The sequence below is a fragment of the Pantoea sp. ACRSB genome (assembly GCF_022346905.1).
GTDB lineage: Bacteria > Pseudomonadota > Gammaproteobacteria > Enterobacterales > Enterobacteriaceae > Pantoea > Pantoea piersonii.
Genome location: NZ_JAKRNL010000003.1, coordinates 387,002 through 404,233 on the forward strand (window position 1 = coordinate 387,002; position 17,232 = coordinate 404,233).

At 60.2% G+C, this 17,232-nt stretch carries 17 protein-coding genes and 1 tRNA gene; 11 read left to right on the plus strand and 7 right to left on the minus strand.

All coding sequences use genetic code 11. The features are described 5' to 3' along the window. The first annotated feature begins 33 nt into the window (after nucleotides 1-33). From MHZ89_RS12650 to MHZ89_RS12670, 5 genes are all read left to right on the plus strand, one after another. Complete coding sequence (locus MHZ89_RS12650) at nucleotides 34-1,335, plus strand: anaerobic C4-dicarboxylate transporter (protein ID WP_311783262.1); 1,302 nt, start codon at nucleotides 34-36, stop codon at nucleotides 1,333-1,335. A 75-nt stretch (nucleotides 1,336-1,410) separates the two neighbouring features. After that, the gene (gene cutA, locus MHZ89_RS12655; protein WP_311783263.1) at nucleotides 1,411-1,725 is read left to right on the plus strand and encodes a divalent cation tolerance protein CutA; all 315 of its coding nucleotides are present in this window, start codon (nucleotides 1,411-1,413) and stop codon (nucleotides 1,723-1,725) included. After that, nucleotides 1,701-3,401 carry a protein-disulfide reductase DsbD gene (locus MHZ89_RS12660; RefSeq protein ID WP_311783264.1) on the plus strand — a complete coding sequence of 567 codons (1,701 nt, stop codon included), beginning with the start codon at nucleotides 1,701-1,703 and terminating at the stop codon, nucleotides 3,399-3,401. Before cutA ends, MHZ89_RS12660 begins: the two co-directional genes overlap by 25 nt. Nucleotides 3,402-3,455: 54 nt before the next feature. Beyond that, nucleotides 3,456-4,037 carry a division control transcriptional repressor DicD gene (dicD, locus tag MHZ89_RS12665; RefSeq protein ID WP_311783265.1) on the plus strand — a complete coding sequence of 194 codons (582 nt, stop codon included), beginning with the start codon at nucleotides 3,456-3,458 and terminating at the stop codon, nucleotides 4,035-4,037. Nucleotides 4,038-4,144: 107 nt separating this feature from the next. Beyond that, nucleotides 4,145-4,220 (plus strand) — tRNA-Phe (locus MHZ89_RS12670). A 111-nt stretch (nucleotides 4,221-4,331) separates the two neighbouring features. Here MHZ89_RS12670 and MHZ89_RS12675 read toward each other — a convergent pair. The 3 genes from MHZ89_RS12675 to MHZ89_RS12685 form a co-directional block, all read right to left on the minus strand. Next, nucleotides 4,332-5,501, minus strand: a complete 1,170-nt coding sequence (locus tag MHZ89_RS12675) for a Gfo/Idh/MocA family oxidoreductase (RefSeq protein ID WP_311783266.1) — start codon at nucleotides 5,499-5,501, stop codon at nucleotides 4,332-4,334. A 10-nt stretch (nucleotides 5,502-5,511) separates the two neighbouring features. Continuing rightward, entirely contained in the window at nucleotides 5,512-6,435 is a 924-nt protein-coding gene (locus MHZ89_RS12680; protein WP_311783267.1) for a TIM barrel protein, read from the minus strand. A gap of 72 nt (nucleotides 6,436-6,507) precedes the next feature. Next, nucleotides 6,508-6,630 carry a hypothetical protein gene (locus MHZ89_RS12685; protein ID WP_311783268.1) on the minus strand — a complete coding sequence of 41 codons (123 nt, stop codon included), beginning with the start codon at nucleotides 6,628-6,630 and terminating at the stop codon, nucleotides 6,508-6,510. 381 nt (nucleotides 6,631-7,011) lie between these two features. Between MHZ89_RS12685 and MHZ89_RS12690 the strand changes: the two genes are divergently transcribed. Continuing rightward, complete coding sequence (locus MHZ89_RS12690) at nucleotides 7,012-8,043, plus strand: Gfo/Idh/MocA family oxidoreductase (protein ID WP_311783269.1); 1,032 nt, start codon at nucleotides 7,012-7,014, stop codon at nucleotides 8,041-8,043. Between the two features lie 21 nt (nucleotides 8,044-8,064). After that, nucleotides 8,065-8,949, plus strand: coding sequence for a sugar phosphate isomerase/epimerase family protein (locus MHZ89_RS12695; protein ID WP_120455289.1), 885 nt, complete (start codon nucleotides 8,065-8,067; stop codon nucleotides 8,947-8,949). Between the two features lie 5 nt (nucleotides 8,950-8,954). On the opposite strand, the gene MHZ89_RS12700 is transcribed toward MHZ89_RS12695, so the two are convergent. Continuing rightward, nucleotides 8,955-9,968, minus strand: a complete 1,014-nt coding sequence (locus MHZ89_RS12700; protein WP_311783270.1) for a Gfo/Idh/MocA family oxidoreductase — start codon at nucleotides 9,966-9,968, stop codon at nucleotides 8,955-8,957. Between the two features lie 98 nt (nucleotides 9,969-10,066). Here MHZ89_RS12700 and MHZ89_RS12705 point away from each other — a divergent pair, with 98 nt between their 5' ends. From MHZ89_RS12705 to MHZ89_RS12715, 3 genes are all read left to right on the plus strand, one after another. After that, the gene (locus MHZ89_RS12705) at nucleotides 10,067-11,086 is read left to right on the plus strand and encodes a LacI family DNA-binding transcriptional regulator (RefSeq protein ID WP_311783271.1); all 1,020 of its coding nucleotides are present in this window, start codon (nucleotides 10,067-10,069) and stop codon (nucleotides 11,084-11,086) included. An 89-nt stretch (nucleotides 11,087-11,175) separates the two neighbouring features. Further along, nucleotides 11,176-12,042 carry a glutathione-dependent disulfide-bond oxidoreductase gene (gene yghU / locus MHZ89_RS12710; RefSeq protein ID WP_311783272.1) on the plus strand — a complete coding sequence of 289 codons (867 nt, stop codon included), beginning with the start codon at nucleotides 11,176-11,178 and terminating at the stop codon, nucleotides 12,040-12,042. Nucleotides 12,043-12,053: 11 nt separating this feature from the next. After that, nucleotides 12,054-12,347, plus strand: a complete 294-nt coding sequence (locus MHZ89_RS12715) for a DUF1330 domain-containing protein (protein ID WP_311783273.1) — start codon at nucleotides 12,054-12,056, stop codon at nucleotides 12,345-12,347. A 186-nt stretch (nucleotides 12,348-12,533) separates the two neighbouring features. Here MHZ89_RS12715 and MHZ89_RS12720 read toward each other — a convergent pair whose 3' ends face one another. Continuing rightward, entirely contained in the window at nucleotides 12,534-13,619 is a 1,086-nt protein-coding gene (locus MHZ89_RS12720; protein WP_311783274.1) for a YncE family protein, read from the minus strand. 126 nt (nucleotides 13,620-13,745) lie between these two features. Next, nucleotides 13,746-14,663, minus strand: a complete 918-nt coding sequence (locus tag MHZ89_RS12725) for a LysR family transcriptional regulator (protein WP_311783275.1) — start codon at nucleotides 14,661-14,663, stop codon at nucleotides 13,746-13,748. Between the two features lie 86 nt (nucleotides 14,664-14,749). On the opposite strand from MHZ89_RS12725, the gene MHZ89_RS12730 reads away from it, so the two are divergent. After that, nucleotides 14,750-15,826, plus strand: coding sequence for a tartrate dehydrogenase (locus MHZ89_RS12730; protein WP_311783276.1), 1,077 nt, complete (start codon nucleotides 14,750-14,752; stop codon nucleotides 15,824-15,826). Here MHZ89_RS12730 and MHZ89_RS12735 read toward each other — a convergent pair. Further along, nucleotides 15,823-17,151, minus strand: coding sequence for a glycosyl hydrolase family 28 protein (locus MHZ89_RS12735; protein WP_311783277.1), 1,329 nt, complete (start codon nucleotides 17,149-17,151; stop codon nucleotides 15,823-15,825). The genes MHZ89_RS12730 and MHZ89_RS12735 overlap by 4 nt on opposite strands. Nucleotides 17,152-17,232 lie beyond the last annotated feature (81 nt).

Genomic DNA, 17,232 nt, shown 5'->3' on the forward strand with positions numbered 1-17,232 from the left:
TAACCGGCTCTTTTCACTCTGATGAGGTGACGAATGATCGTCGTTGAATTAGCGATCGTCCTGCTGGCGATCTGGTTGGGCGCGCGTCTGGGCGGGATCGGTATCGGCTTCGCGGGCGGTCTGGGCGTGCTGGCGCTGACGCTGGTCTGTGGGCTGAAGCCGGGCGCAATCCCTTTTGATGTCATTGAAATTATTATGGCGGTGATTGCTGCTATCGCCGCGATGCAGGTAGCGGGCGGCATGGACTATCTGGTTAGCCTGGCGGAACGGCTGCTGCGCCGCCATCCGCGCTACGTCACCCTGCTGGCACCGCTGGTAACCTATATGATGACGCTGCTGGCCGGCACCGGCCATACCGCCTTCTCGACGCTGCCGGTTATTGCCGAAGTCGCGAAAGAGCAAGGCGTTCGCCCGTCGCGTCCGCTCTCTATCGCCGTGGTCGCCTCGCAGATTGCCATTACCGCTTCGCCGCTCTCCGCCGCGGTGGTCTTCTTCGCCTCCCTGCTGGAGCCACGCGGCGTCGGCTATATCTCCCTGCTGGCGGTCGCGATCCCCTCGACGATGATCGGCCTGTTTCTCGCGGCGCTGGTGACCAACTTCCTCGGCAAAGAGCTGCATGAAGATGAGGTTTACCAGGCGCGCCTTGCCAAAGGCGAAGTGCGCCTGCGCGGGGCCAGCCGCTATGAGGAGAAGCCGGGCGCAAAACGATCGGTGCTGCTATTTCTGGTCGGTATCGCCGCCGTGGTGCTCTACGCCACCGCCATCAGCGACGGGGTGGGATTAATAGCCAATCCGCCGCTGCCGCGCAACGAAGCGATAGTGGTGTTTATGCTGACCATCGCAACGCTGATCTCGCTGAGCTGCAAAATTGACACCAGCGCCATCCTCAGCGCCAGCACCTTTAAGTCAGGCATGAGCGCCTGCGTCTGCGTGATGGGCGTCGCCTGGCTCGGCGACACCTTCGTCAAAGCGCATATCGGCGAGATCCAGCAACTGGCGGGTGGTCTGTTGCAGCAGGCGCCCTGGCTGCTGGCGGTAGCGCTCTTTTTCGCCTCGATGCTGCTCTATTCGCAGGCGGCGACCGCCAAAGCGCTGATGCCCGCCGCTCTGCTGCTGGGCGTTTCGCCGCATACCGCCATCGCTTCCTTCGCCGCCGTTTCCGCGCTGTTCGTGCTGCCGACCTATCCGACGCTGCTCGCCGCCGTGGAGATGGACGATACCGGATCGACGCGGATCGGCAACTATGTTTTCAATCACGCCTTTATCGTGCCCGGCGTGCTGGCGATTGCGCTTTCGGTGCTGTTTGGCTTTTTGATTGGCGGTCTGGTGCTGTAGCGCCGTTACAACCTGTAAAGCCTGAAGCGCCGCGGGCGTGCTATCATCCTCGCTTTCCGCAACAGGAGCGACGCAATGAACGCCGTTGTGATTCTTTGTACCGCGCCGGATGAAGCCTGCGCGCGTCGGCTCGCCGCCCAGGCGCTGGAAGCGAAGCTTGCCGCCTGCGTTACGCTGCTGCCCGGCGCAACTTCGCTTTACGTCTGGCAAGGCAAACTTGAGCAGGCTAGCGAAGTTCAGCTGCTGTTAAAAAGCGATACGACGCACCAGCAGGCGCTGATGGATCTGCTTAAGCGCGAACATCCTTACGATGTGCCTGAACTGCTGGCGCTACCGGTTCAATATGGAGACAGTGAATACTTGTCATGGCTGCACGCATCTCTTGCCTGATCGCCTTTGTGCTGGCGCTGTTTATCGCGCTGCCGACGCAGGCGTCGATTTTCACCTCTAACGGCAATAGCCGCTTTGTTCCTGTGGATCAGGCGTTTGCCTTCGACTTTAGCCAGCAGGGCCATCAGCTGACCCTCAACTGGAAGGTCAAAGAGGGTTACTACCTTTACCGACAGCAGATTCATTTCAGCGCGCGCCAGGCGCAGATGGCGCCAGTGGCGCTGCCGCCAGGCCAGCCGCATGAGGATGAGTTCTACGGCAAAAGCGAAATCTATCCGCAGGATCTCCGCGTGCCGGTACAGCTACAGCAGGCCGCCAGCGGCGCCAGCCTTGTTGTGACCTATCAGGGCTGCGCGGCGGCAGGCTTCTGCTATCCGCCTGAAACGCGCACCATTCCGCTAACGCCAGTGGCCGCCGACGCGGCGACGCCAGCGGTCAGCGCCTCGCCCGCTCCCGCAACGCCGCTGCCCTTCTCACCGCTCTGGGCGCTGTTGATCGGCATCGGCGTCGCCTTTACCCCCTGCGTACTGCCGATGTATCCCCTGATCGCCGGGATTATCCTCGGCGGCCAGCGCAGCGGCTCTCTGCTGCGGCTGTTTAGCCTGGCGTTAGTCTATGTCCTGGGCATGGCGCTCACCTATACGCTGCTGGGCGTGGTGGTTGCGGCGGCGGGCCTGCGCTTTCAGGCGGCGCTGCAGCACCCCTATGTCCTGATCGGTCTGTCGCTGATTTTCACCCTGCTGGCGCTTTCGATGTTTGGTCTGTTCCAGCTGCAGCTTCCCGCCAGCGTCCAGACGCGCCTGACGCTCTGGAGCAATCGCCAGCAGGGCGGTTCGCTGCCCGGCGTCTTCCTGATGGGCGCGCTGGCGGGGCTGATCTGCTCGCCCTGCACCACTGCGCCGCTCAGCGCCATCCTGCTCTATATCGCCCAGAGCGGTAATCTCTGGGCCGGTGCGGGCACGCTGTGGCTCTACGCAATGGGCATGGGCCTGCCGCTGATTGCGGTGACGGTGTTTGGCAACCGCCTGCTGCCGAAAAGCGGCCCCTGGATGCAGACGGTCAAGCAGGGCTTCGGCTTCGTTATTCTTGCGCTGCCGGTCTTTTTACTGGAGCGCGTACTGGGCGATCTCTGGGGAGCGCGGCTCTGGAGCGCGCTGGGCGTCGCTGGCTTCGCCTGGGCGTTTTGCAGCAGCCTGCGCGGCCACGGCGGCAAATGGCGTATCCTGCAGATGGTGATGCTGGCTGCGGCGTTAATCAGCGCCCGCCCGTTACAGGAGTGGGTCTGGAACGCGCCTGCTGCCTCGCAGACGGCAGCGCAGCTACCCTTTCAGCGTATCGCCTCTGCGCCGCAGCTGGACGAGGCGCTGCGGCAGGCTAACGGCCGCGTTACCATGGTCGATCTCTATGCCGACTGGTGCGTGGCATGCAAGGAGTTTGAAAAATACACCTTTAGCGATCCGGGCGTGCGCGAAGCGCTGAGCCGTTTTCAGCTGTTGCAGGCTAACGTAACCGCGAATAACGCCACGGATAACGCCCTGTTGCAGCATCTTCAGGTGCTCGGCCTGCCGACCATTCTGTTTTTTGATGCGCAGGGCCGTGAGATCCCGGATTCTCGCGTGACGGGCTTCCTCAACGCTGAGGATTTCCGCGCGCATTTGCAGAATCGGACGCGCTAAACGACACTGGAGTAACTCCGCCACAGGCGGACTCGTACAGAGAGGAGACGTCACTTGCAGCGTGAACAGATACTCGAGCATACGTTGAACGTGCTCGAAAAAAATGGACTGGCGGCGACGACGTCATTACTACCGCAGCTGTCTGCCAACAGCGAACTGTCGCTGGCGCAGCTAGAGAAATTCTGGCCCGATAGCGATGCCCTGCTCTACGATGCGCTGCGCTATCACGGCCAGCAGATCGACAGCTGGCGGCGCCAGGTTTTGCTCAGCGATAAGTTCGACGGCGAGCAGAAGTTGCTGGCGCGCTATCAGGTGCTGAGCGAACAGGTGCAAAAGGGGCGCTATCCTGGCTGCCTGTTTATTGCGGCCTGCAGCTTTTATCCGCAGCCGGACCAGCCGGTGCATCAGATTGCCGAACAGCAGAAACAGGCCTCCTGGCACTTCACCCATAGCATTCTGGTGGAGCTGGGGCTGGATAATCCGACAATGGTGGCGGATCAGCTGGAGCTTATCCTGGAAGGCTGTCTCAGCAAGCTGCTGGTGAAGCGTAATGTACAGGATGTCGCGACAGCCAAACGGCTGGCGGAAGATGTGCTGCGCATCGCGCTGTGCCGCGCCAACGGCGCGCTGGCTTAGGGTTTTGCCGCTTCTGCCTGAAAATCAGGCAATCAGTCACGTTTTCCCGCTTTTTTACCGGAAAGGCGTTGACGCGAAGCGGCCATTACGGTTTAATGCGCCCCGTTGCCCGAATAGCTCAGTCGGTAGAGCAGGGGATTGAAAATCCCCGTGTCCCTGGTTCGATTCCGGGTTCGGGCACCACGAATTAAAGAACCCAGCCTTATGGCTGGGTTTTTGCTTTTGTGCGGAACCCGTCATCGAAATATCCTCGCCGCATCGTGCGTCAAAATAACGGCGCGCGCCAGAGAGCCGCTAGCACTCAACCCAGACCGCGCCCGCATCCGCTGACTTAACGCACTGCTCGACCCAGCGCACGCCCGCTAAACCTGCATGAACATCCGGATACCAGAAGGTTTGCAGAAAAGCGGCGTCACCGCGATCGCTGGCGGCGAACGCCTGGGCAAAACGGCGATAGAGATTCGACCAGGCCTCAAAAAGGCCTTCAGGATGGCCACCGCCAATGCGGTCCTCTTCCAGCGCACGCGGCGTCAGGTACGGCATGCCGCGCTCAAGAATACGCACCGGTTCGCCCTGCACTTCGTAGCGCAGCTGATTAGGCTGTTCGTCCCACCACTCCAGACTCGCCTTCGCGCCGACAATACGGATCTTCTGGCCATGCATCGAGCCGCAGTTCACCGCCGACGCCCAGAGTGTGCCGACCGCGCCGTTCTCGTACTCCATCATTACAAAGGCGTTATCCTCCAGCGGCGCGCGCGAGGCGATAAAGCTCTGCCGCGAGCAGAGTAGCCGTTTGACTTTCAGCTGCGGCGCCATGGTTTCAGCGAGAAACAGCGGATGGGTTGCCAGATCGCCCAGTACATAGCTAGGCCCGACAAATCTGGGATCGACGCGCCAGCGCGTGCTGGGATTTTGCAACTCCACGGCTTCATGATGAAAGCCGTGGGCGAACTGCATATTGACGATGCGGATCTCTCCCAGCATCCCCTGCGCGATCATCTCCCGCGCCTGTTGGATCAGCTGGTGTCCCGCGTAGCCATAGGTCACGCCGATCAGCTTGTTTTTCTCTTTGCATAGCCGTTCCAGCTCGTCCGCCTCCTGCGTGGTAAAGCAGAGCGGCTTTTCGCAGACGACGTGCAGTCCGGCATTGAGCGCGGCACGGCAGATAGCGAAGTGGGTGTTATTGGGCGTGGCGACAGAGACCGCTTCAATGCCATCCTCGCGTGCCGCTTCCGCAGCAAACAGCGTCTCATAGTCGGGATAGCAGCGCTCGGCCGCAACGCCCAGCGAGGTGCCGAAAGCGCGGCCCCGCTCGGCATCGATATCGAACGCGCCCGCCAGCAGCCTGAAGTTGCCGTCGCGCAGCGCTGCGGAGCGATGAATATAGCCAATCTGGCTGGTGCCGCCGCCGCCAACCATGCCCCAGCGCAGGGCGCGATCCACTGCTTTTGTGCCGTTAATCATCCTCTGCTCCTTAAAAACCCACGGATTTGAGATAGCTCAGGCTGGCGCTGACGTCGCGCAGGCTGGTGTCGGACTGGCGCGGATCGCGTTCCTGCTCCAGGGTAATCCAGCCCTGATAGCCCTGCTCGGCCAGAAAAGCGCGCACTGCCGGATAGTCGATGGCACCCTGCCCGATGGGGCACATCACCCCTTCAGCACAGGCGCTGAAAAAGTCGAGACCGCGCGCCAGCACATCGCGCCACACCTCATGGTTGACGTCTTTAAAATGGAGATAGTCGATGCGATGCCAGTAGCGCCGCAGCGTAGCGATGGGGTCCATGCCCGCATAATAGAGGTGGCCGGTATCGAGGCAGAGCCCGGCTACCTGATGTGGAATGTCCTGCTCCAGCTGCGCCAGCTCGTCGGCGAACTCAATGCAGCCGCCAGCGTGCGGATGGATCACCGGCCGCACGCCATAGTCGCGCCAGGCGATCTCGCTGATTTCCGTAATATGGCACATCAGGCGCTGCCACTCCGCTGCGCCGAGCCGCGGGGCACGCTCAAACTGTCCGGCCAGCCTGGCGCGTTCAGGATTGCCGAAGTCGATTATCACCAGATAGGGCGCGGGCGCGTTGTCGCCGTGTATCTTCTCTGCAGTCGGGATCTGGGACAGGGTTCGGCACAGCTTATGCGTCAGGTCGACCATCGCGGGGAAATTCGCCTCGCTGACCAGATCGTCAAACAGCGTAGCGGCGACGATCGACAAGCCGTGATGGTTCAGGGCGCGGCTGAGTTGCTCAGGATCGCTGGGCAGATAGCGCCAGGGACCTAGTTCAATGCTGCGGTAGCCCGCCTGCGCCGCTTCGCGTAGTACGGTCTGCCACGGCGGCAGAAAGGGATTATCAGGGTTATCGACGCCCCAGCTACAGGGCGCATTGGCGATATGAATGGTCACGATCACTCTCCTGGCAGGTAGCTTTGCCGGGAGTATCGAATATTTTTTCCGCAACTAACAACTGTGGAAATTTTATTCTTTGATAGCGGTCATAGTTATTTTTAACATCATCATCACATAAAATTTCCCATTTAAATCATTAACTAACTGATTTATCTCTTTTCTCGATGCCAGCATGCAGGCCGCTGTCGCCACGCCCGCTCCTGCATCGCGCCTTCGCATGCATGACAATTTTTCATCGCTGGCACCCCGTTCTGACAGCGATCTCCCCCGCCCGGCTGACTCTGAAATTTCGCTGTTGCTGTCCTCTCTACGCGGCGGCCGCTGCCTCTTCTTTAATAAAAAAGCGCTTATAAATTTGATCCTCTTCGCATAATGAAATATTTATTTCTAAACGTGTTTCATTTGGAAAATACATTTGTTAAAAATTTCCCCGTTCTGCCAGCAGAAGGGTTGATGGGATTCCATCATCAAAGGGTTAGAGAGGGCAGCAGCAGGCTTTCTATAGTGAAAGCCTGGCGGACGAAGCGGTTAGCCGCCGCGCTCCATTAACGTGCTAATAAATCTGGAGATATTATGTTTCCCTCTACCTTACCTGCTCCGCGACTGCCCGATGCGCAACAGATCCCTGCGCTGCGCTGGGGCATTGTCGGCCCCGGCTGGATTGCCGATCACTTTGCCAACGCGCTGTGCCGCCATACCGGCCAGCAGCTCGTTGCTGTTTCATCGCGTAGCCGCGAGAAAGCGCAGGCTTTCGCCGATAAATGGTCCATCCCTCACGCGTGCGGCGGCATTGATGCGCTGCTGGCGCGCGATGATATCGACGCGGTCTATATCGCCACGCCGCATAACCACCATTTTCCTGATGGCCTGCGCGTGTTGCAGGCAGGGAAACATGTACTGATTGAAAAACCGCTGGCGCTCAACGCGCGTCAGGGCGAAGAGCTGCAGCAGGCGGCGCGACGGGCGCAGCGGCTCTGCATGGAAGCGATGTGGTGCGACTTTGCGCCGAAATATGACGTTATCCGGCAGCTGCTGGCGGACGGCGCGCTGGGCGAGGTTCACAGCCTCATTGCAGACCACGGCGAATTTTTTACTCCGGATCATCGTATTTTCAATGCCGATCTCGCCGGCGGGCCAATGCTCGATCTCGGCAGCTATCTTGTCGCCTTTAGTATTCTGGTCGGTGGCGCGCCCGAGCGCATTATTGCGCAGGGCGAACCCGCGCCGGGTGGCGTCAACGGCCAGACCGCGATGATCTTTACCCATGCGCAGGGCATGCAGTCGGTGCTGCACACCACGCTGTTCAGCAACACGCCGGGTACGGCGGTGATCGCTGGACGCGACGCCACGCTCTACCTCGACGGCCAGTTCTATGCCCCTGGCAACTTCCGTCTGGTTTCCAGCGACAGGCGTCATACGCTGCACTGGGAAGAACCCGCTAACCGCTACCAGCAGCTCTGCCATGAAATCAACCATTTTGCCTGGTGCGTAGGCCAGGGCCTCACTGATTCGCCGGTTCGCTCGCTGGCGACGTCGCTGTTGACGCTGCGCGCGATGGATGAGGCGCGTCGGCAGATCGGTGTGGTATTTAACGAAGAACGCTAACTTAAGCCTGGAGTAGTTAAGATGAAAATCGCTTTTGATGTGGATGTAATCAGGGATATGGGCATCACCCGCATGGTGCACCAGGTGGCGGAGTGGGGATATAAATATATCGAGCAATCGCCTCATCCGCAGATCAACCCGTTCTATAAGCACCCGAAGGCCAGCCGCGAAATCATGCGCGAATATAAAAACGCGCTGAACGCCACCGGGGTAGAGATCTCCTCGTTTATCGTGGTTTATCGCTGGTCCGGCCCGGATGAGCTGCGTCGTCAGGCGGCGGTGAAAAACTGGAAGCGCATGATCGAAATCGCAGTCGAAATGGGCGTGCAGGTGATCAACACCGAACTCTCCGGCAATCCGAACGAGCCGGAGATTTGCGAAGAGATGTTCTACCGCTCGATGGAAGAGCTGCTGCCGATTTTTGAGCGCGAGAATATTCGCGTTGAAATCCAGTCGCATCCGTGGGATTTCTGCGAGAACAGCAACGAAACCGCCGATATGGTGAAATCGTTCCGCAGCGACAACGTGAAATATGTCTACAGCGTGCCGCACACCTTTTTCTACGACAACGGTAAAGGCGACGTCAGGCCGATGCTGGAGTATGCCGGTGACGATCTTTCCCACGTCCTGATCGCCGATACCATGAACCATACCAAGCACTGCCGCTATATCGTTAACCCGCCGGGCGTGGATGCCACGATCCACCAGCACGTTGGCGTCGGCGAAGGCGAAGTTGACTTTGATACCCTGTTCCAGACGCTGCGCGAGATGGATTTCGCCAACCGCACCTATAAAGTGGGCGGCGAATCCATTATCGCTTCCGCGCTGTTCGGCTATCCGGAGAAGATGAAAGTCCAGGCGGTAGAGACGCGTGAGCTGATTGAACGCGAGCTGCTGAGCCGGTAATCGCTTTACACCAGCCGCTCCACCTGAACGAAACGCCCGCTGGCCAGCGATTCGCAGGCCGCTTCGGCAATCGCCTGCGCCTGAAGACCATCCATCAGGCCAGGCAGATCCGCCACCGTTTCGCCGCCGAGATGGCGCAGAAACGCATCCAGCTGGGCGTAGTAAGTATCGCGCACGCGGCTAAACCAGTCCGGAAACAGGCCGGGCTGAGTGATGCCGCTCTCCTGATAAAGCGTCGCGCCGCGCATCGCCTGCGGCTCAGATGCCAGCATCCCTTTCGATCCCACCACGCTGATGCGCTCATCATAGCCGTAAGCGGTGCGCCGCGTGTTGTCGAGCTGCGCCAGCGCGCCACGTTCAAGCCGCATAATCAGCACCGAGGTATCCACATCGCCCAGTTCGCGCAGCGCAGGCTGCGCCAGCGTCGCGCCCAGTGCGCCAACAACCTCTACCTCATCCCCGGTGAGAAAACGCAGCAGATCGAAAAAGTGTATCGCCTGGTCGCGCATCTGACCGCCCGACGCGCGCAGGTACTCTAGCGACGGCATTTCCGACGCGCGGCACGCCATCTGGATCAGCTCCGGCATGCCAATCGCGCCCTGCTGAATCTGCTGCTTAAGCTGCTGGTGGCTGCGGTCGAAGCGGCGGTTGAAGCCGACGGTAACCGGCACCTTCAGCGGCGTAATGCTTTCCACTACCGCGCGCGCCTTCGCCAGCGACAGGTCGATGGGCTTTTCGCAATAGACCGCCTTGCCCGCATTCACCGCCTGCGCCAGAAAGTCGGCGTGGGTCGGCGTCGAGCTGGCGATCAGCACCGCGTCGATATCATCGCGGCTGAGCGCCTCGCTGACGTGACCAGCACGCGCGCCATACCGCTGCGCCAGCGCGTCGGCGCGCGTCGCGTCAAGGTCGCACACCAGCGCCAGATGCGCGCCAGGATGCGCCGCCAGATTCGCAGCGTGAACCTGGCCGATAAAGCCGCTGCCGATCAGGGCAACGCGTTGAGTTACTGGCGACATTTTCGGTTTCCTCTTCACAGTTCGGGATGGTTTGCCTTGTCAAAATAGCCCGTTCTGTCAGGCTGGCTGAACGCAGAAATTGATGGAATTCACTCAGCATGAAGCGAATGACGCTCAGCAACCTGGCGCGCGCCGCAGGCGTTGGCGTGGCGACCGTGGACAGGGTGCTCAACGAACGCGGCGGCGTGTCGCCAGCGATGACGAAAAAGGTACTGGACGCGGCGCGCGCGGCGGGCCTTAACCGCATCCTGCCGGAAGAGCACCGCCACCCGTGGCAAATCGAAGTGATCCTCAGCGGCAACGACTCCTTTTTCTTTCAGCAGCTGGCGCAGGATTTTCAGCAGTTAGCCGACGCGCTCGGCTATCGCCGCCTGCGCCTGCAGCGCACCTTTATCGCCGAGAACGCGCCGGAGAAGCTGGCGGCGCATATTCTCGCCAGCAGCCGCAGGATGGATGGGCTGATGGTCTTCGCTCATGAACATCCTGCGATTTACCAGGCGCTGCGCGACTGCAAAGCGCGCGATGTGCCGGTGATTACGCTGGTTTCCGATCTGCCCGATGCCGAGCGGCTGCTGCATGTAGGCATCAATCAGCTTAAAGCCGGACGCACCGCCGGGCTGATGATGGGCAGCATGCTGGCCCGCGCGGGCGAGGTGCTGATGATCAGCGGTCGCGTCGACTATCGCGCGCATCGCCAGCGCATTGAAGGCTTTCGCGACGTTTTGCAGCAGCGCTTTCCGCATCTGGCGCTGCGCGAAGTGCTGGCCGGACAGGAGGAGCGCGAGCGCATCAGCAAGCTGCTGGAGAAGGCGCTGGTGGAGTCGCCCGCGATTGTCGGCATCTATAATACCGGCCTCGGCAACAGCGAGATTTCGCAGGCGCTGGCGCGCCACCGCCGCGAACGCGACGTGGTTTACATTACGCATGAGCTTTACGCCACCACGCGCCGCCTGTTGCAGCAGCGCATCCTCACCTTAACGCTCGATCAGAACACCCAGCGTCACGCCCAGCTGGCGCTTAACCTGCTTTTGCAGCAGCTGGAAAAAGGCGGAGACTTTTCTACTTATGAGGAGGGCCGCGTCGACTTTATGCTCTATACCCAGGAGAACGTCGATTAGCGAACGCCAGCAGAGTTAAACCGCAATTATCCGCCCTGCTACACTCAGAGACGTCTGACAAACTCTCATCAACAAGGCGAACCCACACTATGTCGGAAAACAGTTATCAGCCCGCAACAGTCTGGAAATGGGATCCGGAAGCCAAAGGCAACGGCGCGAAAACCAACCGTCCCATCGCAGGCGCAACCCATGAAAAAGCGCTGCCGGTCGGCAAACATCCGCTGCAGCTCTACTCGCTCGGCACGCCGAACGGACAGAAAGTAACCATCCTGCTGGAAGAGTTGCTGGCGGTCGGCGTCAGGGAGGCTGAGTATGACGCCTGGCTGATCCGCATCGGCGAAGGCGATCAGTTCGGCAGCGGCTTTGTTGATATCAACCCGAACTCAAAAATTCCGGCGCTCAGCGACCATTCGGTGAACCCGCCGCTGCGCGTGTTCGAGTCCGGCAATATCCTGCTTTACCTGGCGGATAAGTTCGGCCATTTCCTGCCTGAAGACCTGGCAGGCCGTACCGAAGCGCTGAACTGGCTCTTCTGGCTACAGGGCGCAGCGCCCTTCGTCGGCGGCGGTTTCGGCCACTTCTATCACTACGCGCCGGAGAAAATCGAATACGCCATTAACCGCTATACGCTGGAAACCAAGCGCCTGCTCGACGTGCTGGATCGCCGTCTGGCGGAGAGCCGCTTCCTTGGCGGCGACGCCTATACCATTGCCGATATCGCGACCTGGCCGTGGTTCGGCGGGCTGGTGCTGAACAACCAGTATGGCGCGACCGAGTTCCTCGACGCGAAATCTTATAAAAACGTGGTGCGCTGGGCGCAGGAGATTGCGGAACGTCCGGCGGTGATCCGCGGCCGCAAAGTAAACCGCGTGATGGGCGAACCGGCCGATCAGCTGCATGAGCGTCACGACGCATCCGATTTTGATACCAACACCGAAGACAAACGCCAGGCGTAAAGGAGCCAACAATGAGCGCATATGTAATCTTTATTCGCGACAAAATTACCAACCCTGAAGAGTTCGCTATCTACGGCGAAAAGGCGGGCAAAGCGCGCGGCGATCACCCTATTACGCCGCTGGCATTTTATGGTGAGCTGGAGACGCTGGAAGGGCCGGAAGCGGACGGCGTTGTGGTGCTTGAATTCCCGACGGTAGAAGCGGCACACGGCTGGTATGACAGCCCGGAATATCAGGAAGCCAAAGCGCACCGCCTGAAAGGCGCGGAGTATCGCGTGGTGCTGGTGCAGGGCGTCGAGAAGTAAAAAGGGACGCCTGATGGCGTCCCCTTAAAAGCTGACAGCGTGCCGACGCGGGTTGCATGATCCCGTCGCAAAAAGGCGAAAGTCAGCATTGATGTCAGCGCGTCCCGCGTTATCCATAGCGCGGGACGCTTTGTTTTTGGACACCTGCTCTGCCCGCCATGGCTGCTATCCCCACGGCGCTTTGCCTCAGTCCAGCTGGATACGCGCCACGCTGTCGGGGCCTTTGCTGCTGTGGTCCTTATTGAAGCCCTGCTTGACGGTGACATAGAGCGTCTGACCATCCGGCGTGACCAGCAGGCTGTTGGGATGTCCCTCGAACGACCAGCTGTTTTTCACCGCATAGGTGGTGGCGTCAAGCTGCAACACCTTTTTCGATTCGCGCTGGCTGATATAGATCTCGTTGCGTTTCGCGTTGAATTTAATCCCCAGCGCGTCGCCGTCGATACGTTTGATCACCTTACCCGTACGCTCATCGAACACCAGCGTCGTCTTCGCTTTGGAGTTGTCCGTTACAAACAGACGGCCCGTCGCCGGATCTTCCGCCATATTCAGCAGCAGATACTCTTTGCCGTCGCCTGCGGTCAGGCGCTTCTCGATCTTATGGCTGCGCGGGTTGATCACCAGGATCTCTCCGCCGCCGTTCGCAGCGTAAATACGATCGGTGACGGGGGAATAGATAATGCCGGTGACCCACTTGCCTGCGTTTTTAATACGGGTTTTCAGCTTCATGGTCTGCGCGTCCACCACCCAGATCACGCCGGGATCGCCCACGCCACCGATATAGAGCTGCCCGTCATGCAGAAAGATCTCGCGCGCGCCGAACGGGGATCCCTTCTCGTTGCGCTCGCTGAACAGCGTGCGTGCCAGCACCTTGCCCTTCACCGGATCGATCTTCGAGACGCCACCATCCAGCGTGTTGGTCACGTAGAGCAGGCTGCCGTCATCGTTCATGGTCATACCGAAGTTCTTCAGATCGGTATAGCCTTTGCCGGTGGTCTCCAGCGTGGCGGGATCGAGGCGATAGATGACGCCGCCGCTGACATCCTTAAAGGCGTCGGCGCTGGCGACGTAAAGCGCTTTGGCGCCCGGCGCGTAGGCCATCTCGTACAGACCGAAGGCGAGTTCGCGCTGTTTCACCTGTGAGGCGGCGGGCTGCGCGGCGGCGGTCGGGGCTTCGGCTTTTTTCGCCGGCGCCTGACAGGCTGTCAGGCCAAAAGCGGCGGCAATCGCCAGAGCAAGCGCGGCGTTGCGCGGACTGAACAGAGGTTTCATGCATGACTCCCTTAGCGAATGAGTCGCCTCCACCCGGTTAATCCGCAGCGGTCAGCGCTCAAAAAGAATGAGAATAATACTCATTAACAATCAATGTGTAAATATTAACCCGCCGCGACGACAGCGTTACGCCTCCTGCTGTAAACGCGCCTGTAAAAAATCGACGAAGGCGGTAATACGCGCTGGAAGCTGACGCTGCGCCTGCCATACCGCGAAAATATCACCGTCAGGCGCCTGCCATTCCGGCAGAACGTGCAGCAGCTCGCCCCGTTCAATGGCGTGTTGCGCATCCCACCACGAGCGCAGCAGGATGCCGTGACCGTCCAGCGCCATGCGCATCGCCACCTCGCCGTCATTAGTGAGCAGGCTGCCACGCACCTTCTGGCTGCTGCTCTCACCCCCCTTAACAAAGCGCCATAGGGTAAAGTCCCCTTCATGCTGGCGCAGCAGAATGCAGTTGTGCTGCGCCAGCCCATGAATATCGGCAGGCAGTCCGCAGCGGGCCGCGTAAGCGGGTGAACAGCAAAGGATGCGCGGATTAGTGCGCAGCCGACGCGCCACCAGCCGTGAATCGGGCGGTTCGCCGACACGCACATCGATATCCACGTTAGCGTCGAGAAAATTGAGCGGCTGGCTGCTGAGCTGCAGCGAAAGCGACAGGTCGGGATGCAGAGCCGCGAACGCCGAGACGCAGGCGGCGACGTGGCGGCGGCCAAAGCCGAACGAGGCGTTGATATTCAGCGTGCCGCGCAGCGTCTGCGTCTGGCCGCTTACCGCCTCCTCCAGCGCCGCCAGCTGATCGAGCAGCGGACGCGCGCCGTCCAGATAGCGGCGTCCTTCTGCCGTCAGCTCCAGACGCCGCGTGGTGCGCCTGAGCAGCTGCACGCCGAGCCGTCGCTCAAGCTGGCTGAGGCGCTTGCTAACCGCCGCCAGCGATAAACCGAGATCGCGCGCCGCCGCCGTCAGGCTGCCAAGGGTAGCGATACGCACAAAGAAGGCGAGATCGTCGGTCGAAGTGCGGGATTCTTTACTTTGATTCAACATTGGCTTGCGTTTCAGGCTAATTATTTCCCGGTGATGCAAAGTTATACTGCGCAGACAATTCGAACATCAACCCTGTGAGGTGCCCTGTGACTGAAAAAATCCATCGTATTGCCGTGATCCCCGGCGACGGTATCGGTAAAGAGGTGATGCCGGAAGGCATCCGCGTGATGAATGCGGCGGCTGAAAAATTTGGTATCGCGCTGCGCTGGGAGTGGTTCGATTTCGCCAGCGCCGAATACTGGCAGCAACACGGCAAGATGTTGCCCGATGACTGGTTTGCGCAGCTGGAAACCTTCGATGCGATCTACTTCGGCGCGGTGGGATGGCCTGAGATCGTGCCGGATCACGTCTCGCTGTGGGGATCGCTGCTGCAGTTCCGCCGCGAGTTCGACCAGTATGTTAACCTGCGGCCGGTGCGCCTGATGCCCGGCGTTAAGGCACCGCTGGCGAACCGCAAACCGGGTGATATCGACTTTTACGTGGTGCGCGAAAATACCGAGGGCGAATACTCCAGCGTCGGCGGCACGATGTTCCCCGGCACCGAGCGTGAAGTGGTGATCCAGGAAACCGTGATGACGCGCACCGGCGTCGATCGCATCTTGAAATTTGCCTACGAGCTGGCAAACAGCCGCCCGAAAAAGCACCTGACCTCCGCCACGAAATCTAACGGCATCGCCATCACTATGCCCTACTGGGACAAACGGGTTGAGGCGATGGGCGAGCACTATCCGCAGGTCAAAGTCGATAAGTATCATATCGATATTCTTACCGCCAATTTCGTGCTGCATCCTGACTGGTTCGACGTGGTGGTCGCCAGCAACCTGTTCGGCGATATCCTCTCCGATCTCGGCCCGGCCTGTACCGGCACCATCGGCATTGCGCCCTCCGCTAACATCAACCCTGACCGCACCTTCCCCAGCCTGTTCGAACCGGTACACGGCTCCGCGCCCGATATCGCCGGTAAAGGCGTGGCGAATCCCATCGGCCAGATCTGGTGCGGCGCGATGATGCTGGAACACCTGGGTTATAAAGAGGCGGGCGACGCGGTGCTTGATGCTATCGAACGCACGCTGGCGCAGGGCGAATGCCTGACGCGCGATCTTGGCGGCGACGCAGGCACCGAAGCGCTTGGCGCAGCGATCGCCGCCGCGCTCAACGCTTAATCCACGTCAAACAACTCTGTATGCCAGCCTGGCGGTAGCGGCTCAGGCCGCTCAACCGCCAGGTGATGCCAGCGCAGGTTCTCAACGCCGCGTGCGAACAGCGCGGGCAGGCCGTCGGGATAACGCTCTACGCCGTACGCTTCGCCGGTTCTGGGGTCAAGCTTATACGCATTATCCAGTCCCATGCCGGTCGGCGCGTCCGGGTTGCACGGCGGCCGAATATCATACTGTCCCTGCGCGCTATCATGGCTCAGCGTCTGGCGCAGCTGCACACTGGCGATCAGCACGTCGCGGATATCGCCCGGCCGCGCCGCATGCAGGTTGATCGCCCCTTCCGCCACGCCGACAACATTGCTGAACTGCACCTGCTCAACCCTGCCGGGCATAATGTCAGGACTGCGGCTGCGTACTGAAATAAACAGCGGGTCGGCCTTTCCCCAGTGGCAAGGCGGCGCATGATGACAGACAAAGGTCAGCTGGCTGAACAGCAGACGCCGCAGGGCGCCGCCGTCGCGAGACAGAATGCCTACGGCGCGATTGGAGTCAAATATGGTGCAGCCGGTGACCGTCACATCTTCCACATCATCCCAGGTTTCGGTGCCGATCTTAAAGGCGCAGCTGTAGCTGCGCAGCTGGCAATTGCTAATCATAATCTGCCGCGCCGGACGCCGCAGAGCCATTGGTTTGTGGGTGGTTTTAATGCAGATTGCGTCATCGGCAGCGCTGAGGTAGCAGTTACTGACAAACACCGCCTCGCAGCTGTCGATATCCAGCGCGTCGGTATTCGGCATGGTCATGGCGTTGTCGATGGTGAGATGGTCGATATGCACATGCCGGCAGCTTACCAGATGCACAGTCCACATCGGGGCCTGCACAATGGTAAAGTCCTCCAGCCGCACCTGTTCGCAATCTTCAAACACAATAATGCGTGGCCTGTCGGCGCGCGGCAGTCGGTAGCCCTGCTCGTCACGCCCGGCGGCGAACCAGGCTTCGCCGTCGCCGTCAATGCGGCCAGTGCCGCTGATGATGAGATTGCGCTGACCAAGGGCGTAGAGCAGCACATTGTGCGACTTCTCGGCGCTGCTCAGCGCCTGGAACGGCTGGTAATCGGCCAGCCGCTGACTGGCGATCAGCACTGCGCCCGCTTCAAGGTGCAGTTCAAAATCTGAAGGCAGATTCAGGCAGCCGCTGCGGTAACGCCCGGCAGGCACCGTCAGGCGCCCGCCGCCCGCGGCAGCGATCTGAGCGATGGCGTATTGCAGCACCGCCGTATCCAGGGTTTCGCCATCGGCGGCAGGATGAAAATCAGCAAGGAAAAGGTTCATAGTGCGGCTCCCGCAACAGTGAGGAGGAAGAATTGCAGCACGTTCCGGCGTTGCAAACCTTTGTCTGGTCGCCACTGCGCC